Here is a 14,404-nt window from a genome sequence, read left to right as displayed (position 1 = left end):
CCGCGTGCCCCCGCGCACGCCGTACCGCTTCCACTACCCAGAGTGAAGGGTCGGGCACGAATACGCCAGACCATGCCGGAAATCTGTGGAAAACTCTGCGGGAACGTCCCGCTCCACGACTCCGGAGAGTGAAGGACCGCCACCGACATCTTCGCGGTTCACGCCCCGGGCGTAGGAAACCTCTCCTCGTTGCGCCCGATCTTCGCATCCAGCGCCGACAACGGGTCCACCCCCAGCGCCGTGCACAGTTGCAGCAGGTAGGCGAGCACGTCCGCGATCTCGTCCTCGACCCGGTGCGCCTGCCGCGGGTCCTCCATCACCCGTGCCGACTCCTCCGGCGTCAGCCACTGGAAGATCTCGAGCAGTTCGGACGCCTCCACGCTGAGCGCCGCCGCGAGGTTCTTGGGCGTGTGGAAGGGCTCCCAGCGGCGCGCGGCGGCGAAGTCCGCCAACCGCCGCTGCAGGGCGGCCAGATCACGGTGGTGATGCTCCTCGGTCATGGCGCAAGGTCTACCACCCGTGCCGTGTCGCTCCCCTCCTCGCCCTCCACCCAGGAGAGGTCGTTGACCGCGCCGACCAGCCGGATGTGCCCGCGTTCGCACATCCGGGCCGCCAGCCGCAGCAGTTCGCGGCGCTGCCGGGCGTCGAGCCCGTGCCCGAACCCGTCGGCGAGCACGGTGAGCGTCTGGTATGCCTCGGGCACCTCGACGGTGTCGACCTCCAGCACGCCCGGCCCGGTGAGCAGCACCAACGCGAGGGCGATGTACCGAAGTTCACCGTCACCGAGGCGCGCCAGGTCGGTGCGGGAGCCGTCACCCCGGTCGATCAGGGCGCGCACCCGCCCGTCGGTGGTCCGGTCGGCCAGCAGGTCGGCGACCGGCCCCGCGCACCCGGCGCGCACGGCCTCGACCAGCAGCCCGTGCCGCCGGGAACACTCCGAGCGGGTGCGGAACAGCACGTCGGCGAGGTTGTCGCAGCCGCGCAGCAGGCGCCCGCTGCCCAGGGGCACGGCGGACCGCATCACGGCGGGTCTCGGGTGGCACACGAAGACGGACCGCAGGGCGACCACCATCTGTTCGGCGGCCCCCAGCACCCGGCGCTGGCCCTCGGTCTTGCCGGCCACCCGCAGCGGCAGCAGCGGGGTGCCGAGCCGGTCGTCGGGCAGCGGCGCGCGGGTGACCGGTGCGGCGCCCGCGGTGTGCCAGGCGGCCTGCACCGCGCGGCGGCCGGGGTCCCGCAGGGCGGTCTCCAGCAGGGTGAGTCCGCCGCCGGTCAGCCGCTCCCCCACGATGCGCAGTTCGGGCTCGACCTGGACGGCGACGTCGAGTTCGACCGGGCCCTCGGGGCCGTCGGCGGTGCAGCCGATGCGGAAGCCGCGGCGGCCCTGCCCGTCCGGCCGGGCGCGGTCGGGGACGCAGGAGGGGGCGTCGGGGAACGTCTCGCCCAGTTCGGCCCCGGCGGCGAGCCGGGCCAGTGCCTCGTAGGCGCGCAGGACACCGGACTTGCCGCTGCCGCTCGGTCCGGCGACCAGGGTGAAGGGCGCGTCGAGCGGGACGCGCAGCCGCCGGTGGGAGGCGAAGGCGGACAGCCGGAGTTCGGTGACGCGGGCCCGGCCGGCGACGGCACGCTGGGCGGGCACCCACGCCTCCTCCGCCTCGTGCGGGAACGGGGAGGGGGAAGGGGCGTCGGACGGCATGGACACGGTCATGACCGGACCGTAGGCGGGCGCCGGGTCGGCGAACCGTTCCGCCCCGTGGGCCTTCCTACGATCGGGGGACGCGGTCAGCGGCCGCTGGGGTGTCACCCCCCGCGCGCCGCCGCTGTCACCCTTGCCTAGAGCGGGAGTTCCCGCCTCCGAGGCCCTCGATCAGACCCTGCACCTCGACACCGCGCGGGGTGAGCAGGAAGACGTTCCGGTCGACCCGGTGCATGGAGGCGGCCAGGCCGAAGACCACGCCGGTCGAGAAGTCGAGGACGCGCTTGGCGACGTCGGGCTCGGCGCCGGAGAGGTCGAGCAGCACCGGGGCGCCCGCCATCAGGGTCTCGGCGACCTCGCGGGCGTCGGCGAAGACGTTGACCCGCAGCACCACGAAGCGGCGGCGGGGTTCGGTGGCCTGCGCGGGCAGCGCCCGGTGGTCCACCTGGGAGGGCCAGGCGTCCCGGCCCCGCAGCGGGACGACCTCGGCCAGGCCTTCCCACTGTTCATCGGTGACGTCGTGCCTGCGCCTGCTCATCACCGTCGGTCCCCCGCCTCGTGTCCGGATCGTCTGCTGGGCCCCCATTGTGGCGTGCGCTCACCCGTTCGGCCGAATCGACGCGCGGGGCGGGAGCGGCGAGGTTCGGGGGATCCGGCGACGCGCCCGGAGCCGGCCGGGAGGAAGCGGCGACGCGCGCCCCGGGAGCGTCCCCCGGGGCGCGCGTCGCCCTTCACCCCGTGCCGGGTGTCAGCGTGCCGCGGCCTCCGCGGCGGCCGCCTGCTCCTCCGCCGGGACGCGGGAGCGGATGCCGACGGCGGCGACGACCGCGCCGAGGACGCACAGCACTCCGGTGACGATCACGGCGGCGTGCAGCCCGTTGACGAACGCCTGGGCCGCGCCCTCGACCACCGCGGCCCTGATCTCGGCGGTCATCTCCGGGGAGACGGGCGCAATGCCCATGGTGACCGCGTCCTCCGCCTTCTCCAGGCCGTGCGCCACGGCGGGAGGAACGCCCGCGCCGGTGAGTTCGGCGAAGAGCGAGGAGCCGACCCGGCCGGCGATGACCGAGACCAGCACCGAGGTGCCGAGGGCGCCGCCGATCTGCAGCATCGTGGACTGCAGGCCGGAGGCGACGCCGCCGTCCCGCACCGGAGCGTTGCCGATGATGGTGTCGGCGGTGGCCGGCAGCACGATGCCCACACCGAGGCCCATCGCGATGTAGGGGACCCACATGGTGGCGTAGGACGAGTCGACGGTCCAGGTCAGCATGGAGAACATCGCGACGGCCGACAGCAGCAGTCCGACCGGGACCGAGACCCGCGCGCCGAGCCGCTGGCTCAGCTGGGCGCCCAGCGGTGACGCGACCAGGGAGGCCAGCGACATCGGCAGGGTGGCCACGCCGGCCTCCACCGGGGTGTATCCGCGGACGTTCTGGAGGTACAGCATGATGAAGAAGATGCCGCCGAGCATCACGAAGAAGTTGAGCACCGTCATCACCGCGCCGATGGTCAGCGAGCGGTTGCGGAACAGGCGCATCGGCAGCAGCGGGTGCTCCTGGCGGGTCTCGTACCGGCCGAACAGCACCAGGACCGCCAGGCCGGCCGCGAGCAGGCCCAGGGTGCCGGCGGAGGTCCAGCCCCAGGTCTCGCCCTTGACGATGCCGTAGACCAGGGCGAGCAGACCCGCGGCCAGCAGGACCACGCCCACGACGTCGAACCGGTGGCGGCCGGTGGGGTTCTTGGACTCGGCGAGGACCCACGCGGAGAACAGGAGCGCGACGACGCCGATGGGCGCGTTCAGGTGGAAGACCCACTGCCAGCCGACGTTCTCGACGAGCAGGCCGCCGACGATCGGGCCGAGGGAGGTGGAGACGGCGGAGACCATGCCCCAGATGCCGACCGCGACCGGGAACCGCCGGGGCTCGAAGACGGCGCGCAGGATGCCCAGGGTGTTGGGCATCAGGATGCCGCCGCACAGACCTTGCAGGGCGCGGAAGAGGATGACCGTCTCGATGCTGCCGGACAGGCCGATGGCGACCGAGGTGACGACGAAGCCGCCGATGCCCGCCAGGTAGTGGAGACGCCGGCCGAACCGGTCGCCGAGCTTGCCGCCCAGGATCATCGAGGCGGCGAGGGCCAGCAGGTAGGAGTTGGTCACCCACTGCAGTTCGGCGGTGCTGGCGCCGAGGTCACGGCCGATCGCCGGGTTGGCGATGGCGACGACCGAGCCGTCGAGCTGCACCATCAGCAGACCGAACGACACCGCGATCAGGGCGAGCCAGGGGTTGCCCCGGCGCGGGGCGGGCGCGGCGGCCGGCGGAGACGGGTCCACGAGTGTGGAAGCCATGGAGGATCGAGCCTTTGCCTTGTGGAGGGGGGAACCGCGAACACCGCCCGGACGAGCGGCGTCCTGCCGGTCGTCGGGCGTGGTGGTGTCCGGGATGAAGGGATGCCGCGGCGGCGCCGCGGAACAGGCCGACGGCACCGCCGGAGAAAAAGGGACGGGGAACGCCCCTGCGGGCGACCGGGGCGCGGTGGGCCCTAGCCGCCGTCGCGAACGGCGCGCTCCAGGGATCCCAGGGCCGACAGCGCGGAGCCCAGGGCGTCCAGTTCGCCGTCGGTGAGGGCGCGCAGCGCCTCGGCGAGGACGCCGGCCTCCAGCTCGCGCACCTCGGCGATCCGGCGACGCGAGGTCGCGGTGAGGTGCAGGTGGGCGACGCGCTTGTCGGCGCCGTCCTGGCGGCGCTCCAGTTCGCCCTGCTCGGTGAGGAGCGACACCAGCGCGCTCACGTTGTTGGGCTTCATCTGGAGCGCCTCGGCGGCCTCGCGGACCGTGGCGCCGTCGTGGCCCTCCACGTACCGCAGGAGGGCGAGCTGGGCCTCGGGGGGCTTGGGGACGTGGTACTCGCGTGCCACGCGCCGTTCCAGTGCCCGGTGCAGCGCGGGCAGGCACGCCGCGAGGCCGGAGGCCACGCGGTCGGTGCGCCGGGGCAGCGCGCTGTGATCGGACATGCCGCCAGGATAGGTATCAGCAGATACCTATGTCAAAAGATGCACCTGGGCCGCTGCCCCCGCCCGGCAGGGCGAAGCCCCCGGACGGGGCGGACCGGGGGCTTCGCGGACCAAGGGCTTCGCGGACCGGAGGCGGCGCGGGACCGGGGGCGGCGCGGGACCGGAGGCTGCTCGAGGATCCAGGGCGGCTCGGGGCCGGGTCAGGGCGCTCCGGCGGCGGTGCGGCGGACGGATTCCACGACCACGTCGCGCAGGCTTCCCGTCTTCTGCCACAGCTCGAGCTGGAACCGGGCGCCGTTGCCCTCGGCGAAGAGACGGTCCACCGTGCGGTGGGCGAGGTCCCGGTCTCCCGCCTCGCCGAGCGCCTCGTCGAGGTGCTCGAGGAGCGCGCCGACCACCTCGCGGGCGGGCGCGGGGCGGAAGGTGAGCGGGTGGAGCAGGTCCTCGTCCAGACCGGAACGCGAGGCCTGCCAGGCCGCGAGCTTCATCAGGCTCACGCTGGCGGGCGCGGCGGGCTCGGTGCCGGACCGCCACTGCGCCGCGGCGGTGTCGACCAGGCCGCGGGCGAGGGCGGCGATCAGCACGGGGGTGTCGGCGTCCAGGCACACGTCGGAGACGCGGATCTCGACCGTCGGGTAGGCGTCGGACAGGCGGGCGTCGTAGTACGCCATGTGCCGGTCGAGGACCGCCCCGGTGGCGACCAGCGCGTCGGTGCGGCGGTGGTACTCCTCCGGGGTGCCGAAGGGCTCGGTCGGGCCGGCCGAGGGCCAGCGCTCCCACACCTGACGGCGGTAGCTGCGGTAGCCGGTCTCCTTGCCCTGCCAGAACGGGGAGTTGGCGCTCAGCGCGGTGAGCACGGGCAGCCAGTTGCGGATCCGGTCGAGGACCGCGACGCCCTCCTCGTCGGACTCCACGGACACGTGCACGTGGCAGCCGCACACCATCTGTTCCTGGGTGGCCAGGCCGTAGCGGTCGACCATCCACCGGTACCGCTCGCTGGTGCTGACCTTGGGGCTCACCGGGAGCGGGGAGGTGGCCAGCGCGGCGACCGCGGTGCCGGTCCCGGCGGCGTGCCGGGCGGCGTCCGCCCGCCAGCGGACGATCTCCTCCTGGAGCTTCGCCAGCGAGGACTGCGGATGCGTGGCGAACTCCAGCATCTGGCCGTGGAGCTCCTTCTCGAACACCTCGGCGTCCGCGGGGTCACGCTCCGCCCGGGCCAGCACGGCCGCGGACAGGGCGCGGGGCTCGCCCGTCTCCGGATCGACAAGGAGCAGTTCTTCTTCGACTCCGACGGTGCGCACGGGGGCCTTTCTCTAGTGAGCGGTTTCCCTCGTGTTCCCGGCGGTCCTCGCGATCAGTCCTCACCGGTTCGCCCCGTCGCCCGGCGTTTGGGGCCGTGACCGCGGGGCGACCCGTACACGGTGACCCGGCCCGGCGACCGGACCGGGTGGCCGGACGTGAAGGAGGAGGAGCCGTGGACCATTCACGCGTGCCCGTGCTGGAGGCGCTGCAGCAGTTCCGCCGACGAGGGGACGTGGTCTACGGTCCGCCGGGTCACCGTCAGGGCCGCGGCGCGGATCCGCGGGTGAAGGAGATCGTCGGCGAGGGCGTCTTCGCCTCGGACGTGCTCAACATGAACGGGCTCGACGACCGCCGCCTGTCGCAGGGCGTGCTCAGCGACGCCCAGGAGCTGATGGCGGACGCGGTCGGCGCCGACCAGGCCTTCTTCTCCACCTGCGGCAGTTCCCTCTCCGTGAAGACCGGGATGCTGGCCGTGGCCGGGCCCGGCGAGAAGCTGCTGATCTCCCGCAACTCGCACAAGTCGGTGATCGCCGCGGTGATCATCAACGGCGTGATCCCGATCTGGGTGCACCCGAAGTTCGACGCCGGCCGTCACCTGGCGCACCCGCCGGAGCCCGACGACGTGCGCCGCAAGCTCCAGGAGCACCCGGACGCCAAGGGGATGCTGCTGATCACGCCCACCGACTGGGGCTCCTGCGCCGACATCCGCGGCGTGGCGCGGGTCTGCCACGAGTTCGGCGTCCCACTGATCGTGGACGAGGCCTGGGGCGCGCACCTGCCGTTCCACCCGGAGCTGCCGGCCTGGGGGATGAACGCCGAGGCCGACATGGTGGTCACCAGCGTGCACAAGATGGGCGGCGCGATCGAGCAGAGCTCGGTGTTCCACCTCAAGGGCGACCGCATCTCCGCCGAGGTGCTCGAGCAGCGCGAGGACCTGCTGGGCACCACCAGTTCCTCGTCACTGGTGTACGCGACCCTCGACGGCTGGCGGCGGCAGATGGTGGAGCAGGGCCGCGACCTGCTGGACACCGCCCTGGCCCGCGCCCGGCGGATCCGCGAGGCGGTGGCGGAGGTGCCGGGCCTCTCGGTGATGGGCGGGGAGATCGTCCGCGAGCGCCTGGCGTTCGAGCACGACCCGCTGAAGCTCACCGTCGACGTCCGCGAGCTCGGCATCACCGGCATGCAGGCCGCCGAGTGGCTGCGCACCGCCTGCCACGTGGACGTCGGTTCCGCCGACACGCTGCGGATCTGCCCGCAGATCACCCACGGAGACGACGACCGCACCGAGGCGCTGCTGGTGGAGTCGCTGCGGCGGCTGGCGAAGGAGGCCGCCGACGGTGACGGCATGGAGCGGGCGCCACGGGTGATGCTGCCCTCCCCGGGCGGGCTGGAGCTGGAGCAGGCGATCCGGCCGCGTGACGCCTTCTTCGGCAACGTCGACCATGTGCCCGCCGACCGGGCCGCCGGGCGGGTGGCCGCCGAGACCATCACCCCGTACCCGCCCGGGGTGCCGGCCGTGGCTCCGGGCGAGGTGATCACGCAGGAGGTCGTGGACTACCTCCGCAGCGGGGTGGCGGCGGGCATGCTCCTGCCGGACGCCGCCGACCCCGGCCTCGAGACCTTCCGCGTCGTCACCTGACGGGTGAGGGCCGTCCGCGTCGCCCCGCCCTCACGCCGCGGCCCCGCCCTCACGCCGCGGCCCCACCCGCCGGTCTCACGCGTCACCCGCCGGTCTCACGCGTCGGTGCGGACGATCACCTCCAGGGTGCGCGGGCCGTGGACGCCCTCCACCCTCTCGAGCTCGATGTCGGAGGTGGCCGACGGCCCGCTGATCAGGGTCGTCGGCCGCTCCGGGACCAGGCGGGCGACCGCCTCGGGAACCCCGGCGACCACCGACGACAGGTCGACCACGCAGACGTGCAGGTCGGGGACGAGGGAGAGGGCGCGGCGGCCCTGGTCCGGGGAGCCGTCGAGGAAGATGGTGCCGGTCTCCGCGCAGGTCACGGCGGAGGCGGTGACCACACCGTCCAGGTCGCCGAGCCGGGGCGCGGGGATGCCGGCGGAGTCCTCCAGGACCTCCCCGTCGAAGGCGGCGAGCCACTCCGGGTCGAGCCCGGCAGGCACGCCGATCCGCCGGGCGCCGCGTGCGCTCAGCGCCTCGGCGACCGTCCGGGCGGTGCGGTCGGCGGTGCAGACCCGCACGCGCGCCTTGTAGTCGACCAGGCGGTCGGTGAGGAGTTCCAGCCGCTGGGCGTCGGGGAGCGTGCGTCCGGTGCGGTAGGCGCGTTCCACGGTCACCTCCCGGGGGTCCGCCAGGGCGAGGGCGTCCCTGATCCGGCCGAGCACCGTCTCGCGTGCGGTCGCGGTCACCGCTCCTCCTCGCCGTGGTGCGGGTCGCCGTGCCGGCCGTCCGGCCGGTCGTCGTCGTGCTTGCCGTCGTGCCCGTCGTCCGGCCGGCCGCCGCGTCCGTCGCGGGAGCGGCGGCCCTCCTCGGCGGCGGCGCGCAGGGCGGCGGCCCCCTCCTCGGAGGCCATCCAGGAGCGGAAGGTCTGCCGGGGCGGGGCCGGGAGGTCGCGGCTGTCGGTCCAGCCGTCGAACGGCGGGGGCAGGCGGGAGATCACCTTGTCCCGTCCGGCGACCAGCCGGGCGGGAGCGGCCGCCTTCTGCGCGGCGGTGAAGAGCTGGGGCCTGCTCATCACCGCGGCGGCTGCCTTCATCGCCAGCTTCTCCGCGGTGGTGCCGGCCTGCTCGGTGTGCTGGTGCCGCAGCTCGACCAGGAGCGAGGGGATGTCGATCTTCACCGGGCAGGCGTCGAAGCAGGCGCCGCAGAGGCTGGAGGCGTAGGGCAGCGAGCTGTTCGGGTCGTTCTTCGCCGCGTCCATGCCGGCCAGCTGGGGGGTGAGCACCGCGCCGATGGGCCCCGGATAGGTGGAGCCGTAGGCGTGGCCGCCGGTCCGCTCGTAGACCGGGCAGACGTTGAGGCAGGCCGAGCAGCGGATGCAGTTGAGCGCCTCGCGGCCGATCCGGTCGGCCAGGGCCGCGGTCCGGCCGTTGTCGAGGAGGACCAGGTGGAACTCCTCGGGGCCGTCGCCGGGGGTGACGCCGGTCCACAGCGAGGTGTACGGGTTCATCCGCTCACCGGTGGAGGACCTGGGCAGCAGCTGGAGGAAGACCTCCAGGTCCCGGTAGCGGGGCAGCACCTTCTCGATGCCCATCACGGTGATCAGCGTGCGGGGCAGGGTCAGGCACATCCGGCCGTTGCCCTCGGACTCGACGACCGAGAGCGTCCCGGTCTCGGCGATGCCGAAGTTGGCGCCGGAGACGGCGACCGGCACGGTCATGAACTTCTCGCGCAGGTAGGCGCGGGCCGCGGCCGCCAGGTGTGCGGGCACCGCGTCCAGGCCGGGGTCGACGCCGGGGATGCGGTCGCGGAAGATGTCCCGGATCTCCTCGCGGTTGCGGTGGATGGCGGGGACCAGGATGTGCGACGGCTTGTCGCCGGCGAGCTGCACGATCAGCTCGGCCAGGTCGGTCTCGTGGGCCGCGATGCCCCGGCTCTCCAGGTGCTCGTTGAGGCCGATCTCCTGGGTGGCCATCGACTTGACCTTGATGACCTCGTCGCTGCCGGTCGCCTCGACCAGCCGGGTGACGATCTCGTTGGCCTCGACGCCGTCACGTGCCCAGTGCACCGTGCCGCCGCGTTCGGTGACCTTGCGCTCCAGCTCCTCCAGCAGCTCGGGCAGGCGGTTCATGGTGTCGGTCTTGATCGCCGACCCTGCCTCGCGCAGCCGCTCCCAGTCGGGGAGTTCGCCGGTGACGGCCAGCCGCTTGCCGCGGATGGTGTGGGTGGCCCTGGTGAGGTTGCGGCGCAGCTGCTCGTTGCCCAGCTCCTCGCGGGCGGCCCGGGGGAAGGCGCGGTCGCCGCGCAGGTTGCCGGTGCCGTAGGGCGAGCGGGGCGGGACGGCGGGCAGGCCGAGGAAGGTGCCGCCGCCGGAGCGGCCGGAGCCGTCCGGGTGCGTGGGGTCGGGGCGCGTGGGGCTGCTGCTCATCGGGCGGCCTCCGGCTGCGGGAGCGGGAGCGGGGCGGTGCGCGTGGCGGCGAGGATCTGCGCCAGGTGCAGGGTTCGGGTGCCCGCCTTGATCCGGGAGAGACCGCCGCCGATGTGCATCAGGCAGGACGAGTCGCCGGCCGTGCAGACGTCCGCGCCGGTGGAGCGCACGTGGTCCGTCTTGTCCTGGAGCATGGCCGCGGAGGTGCCCGCGTTCTTGAGCGCGAAGGTGCCGCCGAAGCCGCAGCAGGCGTCGGCCTGGGGCAGTTCGACGAGGTCGATCCCGTCCACGGCCCGCAGCAGCCGCAGCGGCTTGTCCCCCACCCGGAGCATCCGCAGCGAGTGGCAGGTCGGGTGGTAGGTCACGCGGTGCGGGAACCAGGCGCCGACGTCCGTGACGCCGAGGACGTCGACCAGCAGCTCGGAGAGCTCGTAGGTCTTCGCCTTGACGGCCGCGACGCCGGCCCGCAGGGCCTCGTCCCCGTAGCGGTCGGCGACGATCTCGTGCTGGTGGCGGACCGAGCCCGCGCAGGAGCCGGAGGGCATCACCACCGCGTCCAGCGACGGGTCGCCGAACTGGTCGGCGAAGTTCCGCACCAGGGGCACCGGCTCACGCTGGTAGCCGGTGTTGACGTGCATCTGGCCGCAGCAGGTCTGGCCCGGCGGGAAGACCACGTCGTGGCCCAGCCGGGTGAGCAGCACGGCGGTGGCCTTCACCGCGTCGGGGAAGAGCGTGTCCCCCAGACAGGTGGCGAAGAGTCCGATCCGCATGGAACCTCCCGTCGTATGGTCCGACCACATTAGGACCAGGGTCCGGTGAAGTAAAGTGGTCCGACCTTATTGACATGTGACTTTTTCAATGACGTACTGATGCCCGCCGTCGGCGCGACCCGGCCCGACGGCGTTTCGCGTACCTGTGAGGAGCACGCACGTGAGCATCGCGCCACCGTCCGTCGCGCTGGCGGCCTACACCCCGGACGTGACAGCCGTCGCGGACAGCCTGGCGGCCACCGCCCTGCTGGGACTGCTGCCCCTGGCCGCCTTCTTCGTGTTGCTGATGGCGGTCCGCCTTTCGGCCCTGCTGTCCGCTCTGGGCGCCCTGGTGGTCGCACTGCTGGTGGCCGTTCTCGGCTACGGCATGCCCGTGGGGCTCGGCGTGCTCTCGGCCGGACAGGGCCTGGTCTTCGGCCTGTTCCCGGTGATGCTGATCGTCGTCGCGGCCATCTGGTTCTACGAGCTCACGGTGGCGAGCGGCCGGTTCGACGACCTGCGCCGCTCGTTCAGCGCGGTCGGCCGCGGAGACCTGCGGGTCCAGGCGATGCTGATCGCCTTCTGCTTCGGCGGCCTGCTGGAGGCGCTGGCCGGGTTCGGCGCCCCGGTCGCCATCACCGCCGCCATGCTGATGGCGATCGGCCTGCCCCCGCTGAGGGCCGCGGTGACCGTCCTGGTCGCAAACACCGCGCCGGTGGCCTTCGGCGCCATGGCCATCCCGATCACCACCGCCGGCAACCTGACCGGCATCCCCCCCGAGGAGATCGCCGCGGTGGTCGGACGCCAGACGCCGCTGCTGGCTCTGGCGGTGCCCACCCTGCTGCTATTCCTCGTCGACGGCCTCCGCGGGGTCCGGCAGCTGTGGCCGATCGCCCTGGTCACCGGTGCCGTCTTCGCCCTCGCCCAGTACTGGTGCTCCGCACACTTCGCCTACGAGCTCACCGACGTGGTCTCCGCCCTGGCCGGCTTCGCCGCCGCCGTGCTGATGCTGCGGTTCTGGAAGCCCGCCACCCCCGAGGACCAGCGTTCACAGGTCGAGGCCGAACCCCTCACCACCCGCCGCGTCACCCTGGCCGTGCTGCCGTACGTGCTGGTCATCGCCGTCTTCGCGCTCGCCAAGCTGCGGATCGGTCCGCTGGACGTACCGGCGCTGCTCGGCGGGTTCGGCCTCGAGTTCGCCTGGCCCGGCCTGTACGGGGAACTGGTCTCCGCCGACGGCACGCCCGCCGGCAGCGCCCTCTACAAGCTGGACGTCCTCGGCAACCCCGGCACCCTGCTGATCGTCACGGGCCTGCTGGTCGTCCTGGTCTACAGCCGCGCCGCGGACCGGGACAGGTTCCCGATGACCGCCCGCACCGGCCTGGCCGCCGCGGTGCGCACGGTACGGAACATGAGGGCCGCCATCGCCACCGTGGCCACCGTGCTGGCGCTCAGCTACGTCATGAACCAGTCCGGCCAGACGGTGGCCATCGGCACCTGGCTGGCCGCCGTGGGCAGCGTCTTCGCCCTGCTCTCACCGATCCTGGGCTGGCTCGGCACCGCCGTCACCGGCTCCGACACATCCGCCAACGCCCTGTTCGCCACGCTCCAGCAGACCGCGGGGAAGACCGCGGGCATCGACCCGACGCTGCTGGTGGCGGCCAACACCTCGGGCGGCGTGGTCGGCAAGCTGGTCAGCCCGCAGAACCTGACCATCGCCGCCACCGCGGTGGCCATGCCGGGGTCGGAGCGGATCCTGCTGCGCAAGGTCGCCGGGTACAGCCTGGCGATGCTCGCCGTGCTGTGCGTACTGGTGCTCCTCCAGTCCCTGCCCGTCCTGGCCTGGATGCTGCCCTGATCCGCCGCGGCCGGGGGCGGCGCACCGCCCCCGCCCGCCCGTCAGGCGTCGTCGCGCCGCTGCTTCTCGTCGACGAGCGTGCCGTGGAAACCGCGGATGTGCCGCTCGACAAGGTCGGCGGCGCCCGCCCCGTCGCCGGTCCGCACCAGGCGCAGCAGTTCGGCGTGCTCGGCGTTGAGCCCCGCCGCCGTGGCGGGCCAGTCGTCGGCCGACTCCAGGGCCCTGAGGATCAGCGGGCGCACCGACTCCCGCACGGCCGAGGTCAGGGTGGACGTCAGCCGGTTCCCGGAGCTGCGGGCGAACAGCACGTGGAAGCGGGTGTCCAGCTCGTTGAAGTCGGCGACGCCCAGCGCCGGGTCGCCCATCCGGGCGAGCAGGTCCTCCGCCTCGGCGAGGTCCTCCGCCGTGGCGTGCCCCGCGGAGGCCTGGAAGCTGGACCGTTCCAGCGTCACCCGCGCCTCCAGGACGTCCTCCAGGCTGTAGCTGCCCAGGGCGAAGTGCAGTCGCAGCAGCCGGCCCAGCGCGTCGTCCGGGTTGCGCACGATCCGCGCGCCCGCGTCGGGCCCCCTGCCCTGCTGCGCCACCAGCACCCCAATGGTCTCCAGCACCCGCAGCGCCTCGCGCAGCGCCGACCGGCTGACCCCCATGACGGGCGCCAGTTCCCGCTCGGGCGGCAGCCGGTCACCGGCCTTCAGGTCCCCGGCGAACACCCGCTCCTCGATGCTCTGCAGCACCAGTTCGTGCGTACGGGCCTGCCGCACCGGCTGCCACTCGACCGACATGTCGCGACTCCCTGACTGGCTGACTGGCTGACTGGGCCGGGCTCGGCCGTGCCGAGATCCTGAGCCCGGACCGGGCGTGCTCCGCCGGTCCGGACCCAATATGTCACAGAAACAAAAAGGTCGGACCAAACGGGCCCGCCGGCGCGGGCCGAACGGGGCCGCCGGGCGCCTCAGAACTCGAAGCGGTATCCCATCCCCGGCTCCGTGATGAAGTGCCGCGGGTGCGACGGGTCGGCCTCCAGCTTGCGGCGCAGCTGGGCCATGTAGACGCGCAGGTAGTTGGTCTCCCGGGTGTACGTCGGCCCCCACACCTCCTGGAGCAGCTGCTTCTGGCTGACCAGACGGCCCGGGTTGCTGATCAGGATCTCCAGCAGGTGCCACTCGGTCGGGGTGAGCCGCACGTCCTGCCCGTCCCGGCTGACCTTCTTGGCCATCAGGTCGACGGTGAATCCCGCGGTCTCCACGACGCCCTCCTCGCCGGAACCGGCGGCCGCCTCCGGTTCCGCCCGGCGCACGGCGGCCCGGACCCGCGCCATCAGCTCGTCCATGCCGAACGGCTTGGTGACGTAGTCGTCGGCGCCGGCGTCCAGCGCCGACACCTTCTCGTCGCTGCTGTGGCGCGCGGACAGCACGATCACCGGCACCCGGGTCCACCCGCGCAGCCCGCGGATCACCTCGACGCCGTCCATGTCGGGCAGCCCGAGGTCGAGCAGCACCACGTCCGGGTGCCGCTCGACGGCCAGCCGCAGCGCCTGCCCGCCGTCCGCGGCCACGTCCACCGCGTAGTGACGCGCCTTGAGGTTGATCACGAGCGCCCGCGCCATCTGCGGTTCGTCGTCGACCACCAGGACCCGGGTCGGCCCCGGTCTGCGGGCCGCATCCCCCGTGCTGCGCGGCATGGCGGTTCGCCTCTCTGTCTCGTTCCGCTGTCGTCCCGGTGTCGCACACCGGTTCCC

The 14,404-nt window shown here is 73.3% G+C and carries 13 protein-coding genes; 2 read left to right on the top strand and 11 right to left on the bottom strand.

Annotated elements, in window-relative coordinates:
• Positions 1–158 precede the first annotated feature (158 nt).
• The 6 genes from GBN72_RS00620 to GBN72_RS00595 all read right to left on the bottom strand — a co-directional run bounded on the left by GBN72_RS00620 (position 159) and on the right by GBN72_RS00595 (position 6,009).
• Positions 159–500 carry a nucleotide pyrophosphohydrolase gene (locus GBN72_RS00620; protein WP_151769629.1) on the bottom strand — a complete coding sequence of 114 codons (342 nt, stop codon included), beginning with the start codon at positions 498–500 and terminating at the stop codon, positions 159–161.
• Positions 497–1,708 carry an AAA family ATPase gene (locus tag GBN72_RS00615; RefSeq protein WP_246212188.1) on the bottom strand — a complete coding sequence of 404 codons (1,212 nt, stop codon included), beginning with the start codon at positions 1,706–1,708 and terminating at the stop codon, positions 497–499. Before GBN72_RS00615 ends, GBN72_RS00620 begins: the two co-directional genes overlap by 4 nt.
• 115 nt (positions 1,709–1,823) lie before the next feature.
• The gene (locus GBN72_RS00610) at positions 1,824–2,234 is read right to left on the bottom strand and encodes a cell division protein SepF (protein WP_151769628.1); all 411 of its coding nucleotides are present in this window, start codon (positions 2,232–2,234) and stop codon (positions 1,824–1,826) included.
• Between the two features lie 210 nt (positions 2,235–2,444).
• The gene (locus GBN72_RS00605; protein WP_151769627.1) at positions 2,445–4,043 is read right to left on the bottom strand and encodes an MFS transporter; all 1,599 of its coding nucleotides are present in this window, start codon (positions 4,041–4,043) and stop codon (positions 2,445–2,447) included.
• A gap of 194 nt (positions 4,044–4,237) precedes the next feature.
• A complete protein-coding gene (locus GBN72_RS00600; protein WP_151769626.1) occupies positions 4,238–4,708 on the bottom strand; it encodes a MarR family winged helix-turn-helix transcriptional regulator in 471 nt (156 codons plus the stop codon).
• Positions 4,709–4,908: 200 nt separating this feature from the next.
• Positions 4,909–6,009 (bottom strand): glutamate--cysteine ligase, encoded by a 1,101-nt coding sequence (locus GBN72_RS00595; protein WP_151769625.1) that lies wholly within the window; start codon positions 6,007–6,009, stop codon positions 4,909–4,911.
• Between the two features lie 173 nt (positions 6,010–6,182).
• Here GBN72_RS00595 and GBN72_RS00590 point away from each other — a divergent pair, with 173 nt between their 5' ends.
• Positions 6,183–7,649, top strand: coding sequence for an aminotransferase class I/II-fold pyridoxal phosphate-dependent enzyme (locus GBN72_RS00590; RefSeq protein ID WP_151769624.1), 1,467 nt, complete (start codon positions 6,183–6,185; stop codon positions 7,647–7,649).
• Positions 7,650–7,744: 95 nt separating this feature from the next.
• Here the strand turns inward: GBN72_RS00590 and GBN72_RS00585 are convergent, their stop codons facing one another.
• From GBN72_RS00585 to GBN72_RS00575, 3 genes are read right to left on the bottom strand one after another with little or no spacing between them, the layout of a single operon-like run.
• Entirely contained in the window at positions 7,745–8,380 is a 636-nt protein-coding gene (locus GBN72_RS00585) for a LutC/YkgG family protein (RefSeq protein ID WP_151769623.1), read from the bottom strand.
• Entirely contained in the window at positions 8,377–10,059 is a 1,683-nt protein-coding gene (locus GBN72_RS00580) for a LutB/LldF family L-lactate oxidation iron-sulfur protein (RefSeq protein WP_151769622.1), read from the bottom strand. The genes GBN72_RS00585 and GBN72_RS00580 overlap by 4 nt, the downstream gene beginning before the upstream one ends.
• Positions 10,056–10,829: a (Fe-S)-binding protein gene (locus tag GBN72_RS00575; protein WP_151769621.1), complete on the bottom strand. Its 774-nt coding sequence runs from the start codon at positions 10,827–10,829 to the stop codon at positions 10,056–10,058. The genes GBN72_RS00580 and GBN72_RS00575 overlap by 4 nt, the downstream gene beginning before the upstream one ends.
• Positions 10,830–10,989: 160 nt before the next feature.
• Here GBN72_RS00575 and GBN72_RS00570 point away from each other — a divergent pair, with 160 nt between their 5' ends.
• Positions 10,990–12,666, top strand: coding sequence for an L-lactate permease (locus GBN72_RS00570; RefSeq protein WP_151769620.1), 1,677 nt, complete (start codon positions 10,990–10,992; stop codon positions 12,664–12,666).
• Between the two features lie 41 nt (positions 12,667–12,707).
• Here GBN72_RS00570 and GBN72_RS00565 read toward each other — a convergent pair whose 3' ends face one another.
• Together GBN72_RS00565 and GBN72_RS00560 are read right to left on the bottom strand one after the other, a co-directional pair.
• On the bottom strand, positions 12,708–13,448 hold the full coding sequence (locus GBN72_RS00565) for a FadR/GntR family transcriptional regulator (RefSeq protein WP_151769619.1): 741 nt from the start codon (positions 13,446–13,448) through the stop codon (positions 12,708–12,710).
• 170 nt (positions 13,449–13,618) lie between these two features.
• Positions 13,619–14,347, bottom strand: a complete 729-nt coding sequence (locus tag GBN72_RS00560; protein ID WP_151769618.1) for a response regulator — start codon at positions 14,345–14,347, stop codon at positions 13,619–13,621.
• Between the last annotated feature and the right edge of the window lie 57 nt (positions 14,348–14,404).

This window comes from Streptomyces abyssomicinicus, from assembly GCF_008974245.1.
Taxonomy (GTDB): Bacteria; Actinomycetota; Actinomycetes; order Streptomycetales; family Streptomycetaceae; genus Streptomyces; species Streptomyces abyssomicinicus.
The sequence above is the reverse complement of the archived record's forward strand: the minus strand, read 5'-3'. Positions and strand labels throughout refer to the sequence as shown.

What these genes read in the sequence shown, in the direction of transcription:
- GBN72_RS00620 (WP_151769629.1), bottom strand. Translation starts at nt 500, where the DNA reads ATGACCGAGGAGCATCACCACCGTGATCTGGCCGCCCTGCAGCGGCGG.
- GBN72_RS00615 (WP_246212188.1), bottom strand. Translation starts at nt 1,708, where the DNA reads ATGACCGTGTCCATGCCGTCCGACGCCCCTTCCCCCTCCCCGTTCCCG.
- GBN72_RS00610 (WP_151769628.1), bottom strand. Translation starts at nt 2,234, where the DNA reads ATGAGCAGGCGCAGGCACGACGTCACCGATGAACAGTGGGAAGGCCTG.
- GBN72_RS00605 (WP_151769627.1), bottom strand. Translation starts at nt 4,043, where the DNA reads ATGGCTTCCACACTCGTGGACCCGTCTCCGCCGGCCGCCGCGCCCGCC.
- GBN72_RS00600 (WP_151769626.1), bottom strand. Translation starts at nt 4,708, where the DNA reads ATGTCCGATCACAGCGCGCTGCCCCGGCGCACCGACCGCGTGGCCTCC.
- GBN72_RS00580 (WP_151769622.1), bottom strand. Translation starts at nt 10,059, where the DNA reads ATGAGCAGCAGCCCCACGCGCCCCGACCCCACGCACCCGGACGGCTCC.
- GBN72_RS00575 (WP_151769621.1), bottom strand. Translation starts at nt 10,829, where the DNA reads ATGCGGATCGGACTCTTCGCCACCTGTCTGGGGGACACGCTCTTCCCC.
- GBN72_RS00565 (WP_151769619.1), bottom strand. Translation starts at nt 13,448, where the DNA reads ATGTCGGTCGAGTGGCAGCCGGTGCGGCAGGCCCGTACGCACGAACTG.
- GBN72_RS00560 (WP_151769618.1), bottom strand. Translation starts at nt 14,347, where the DNA reads ATGCCGCGCAGCACGGGGGATGCGGCCCGCAGACCGGGGCCGACCCGG.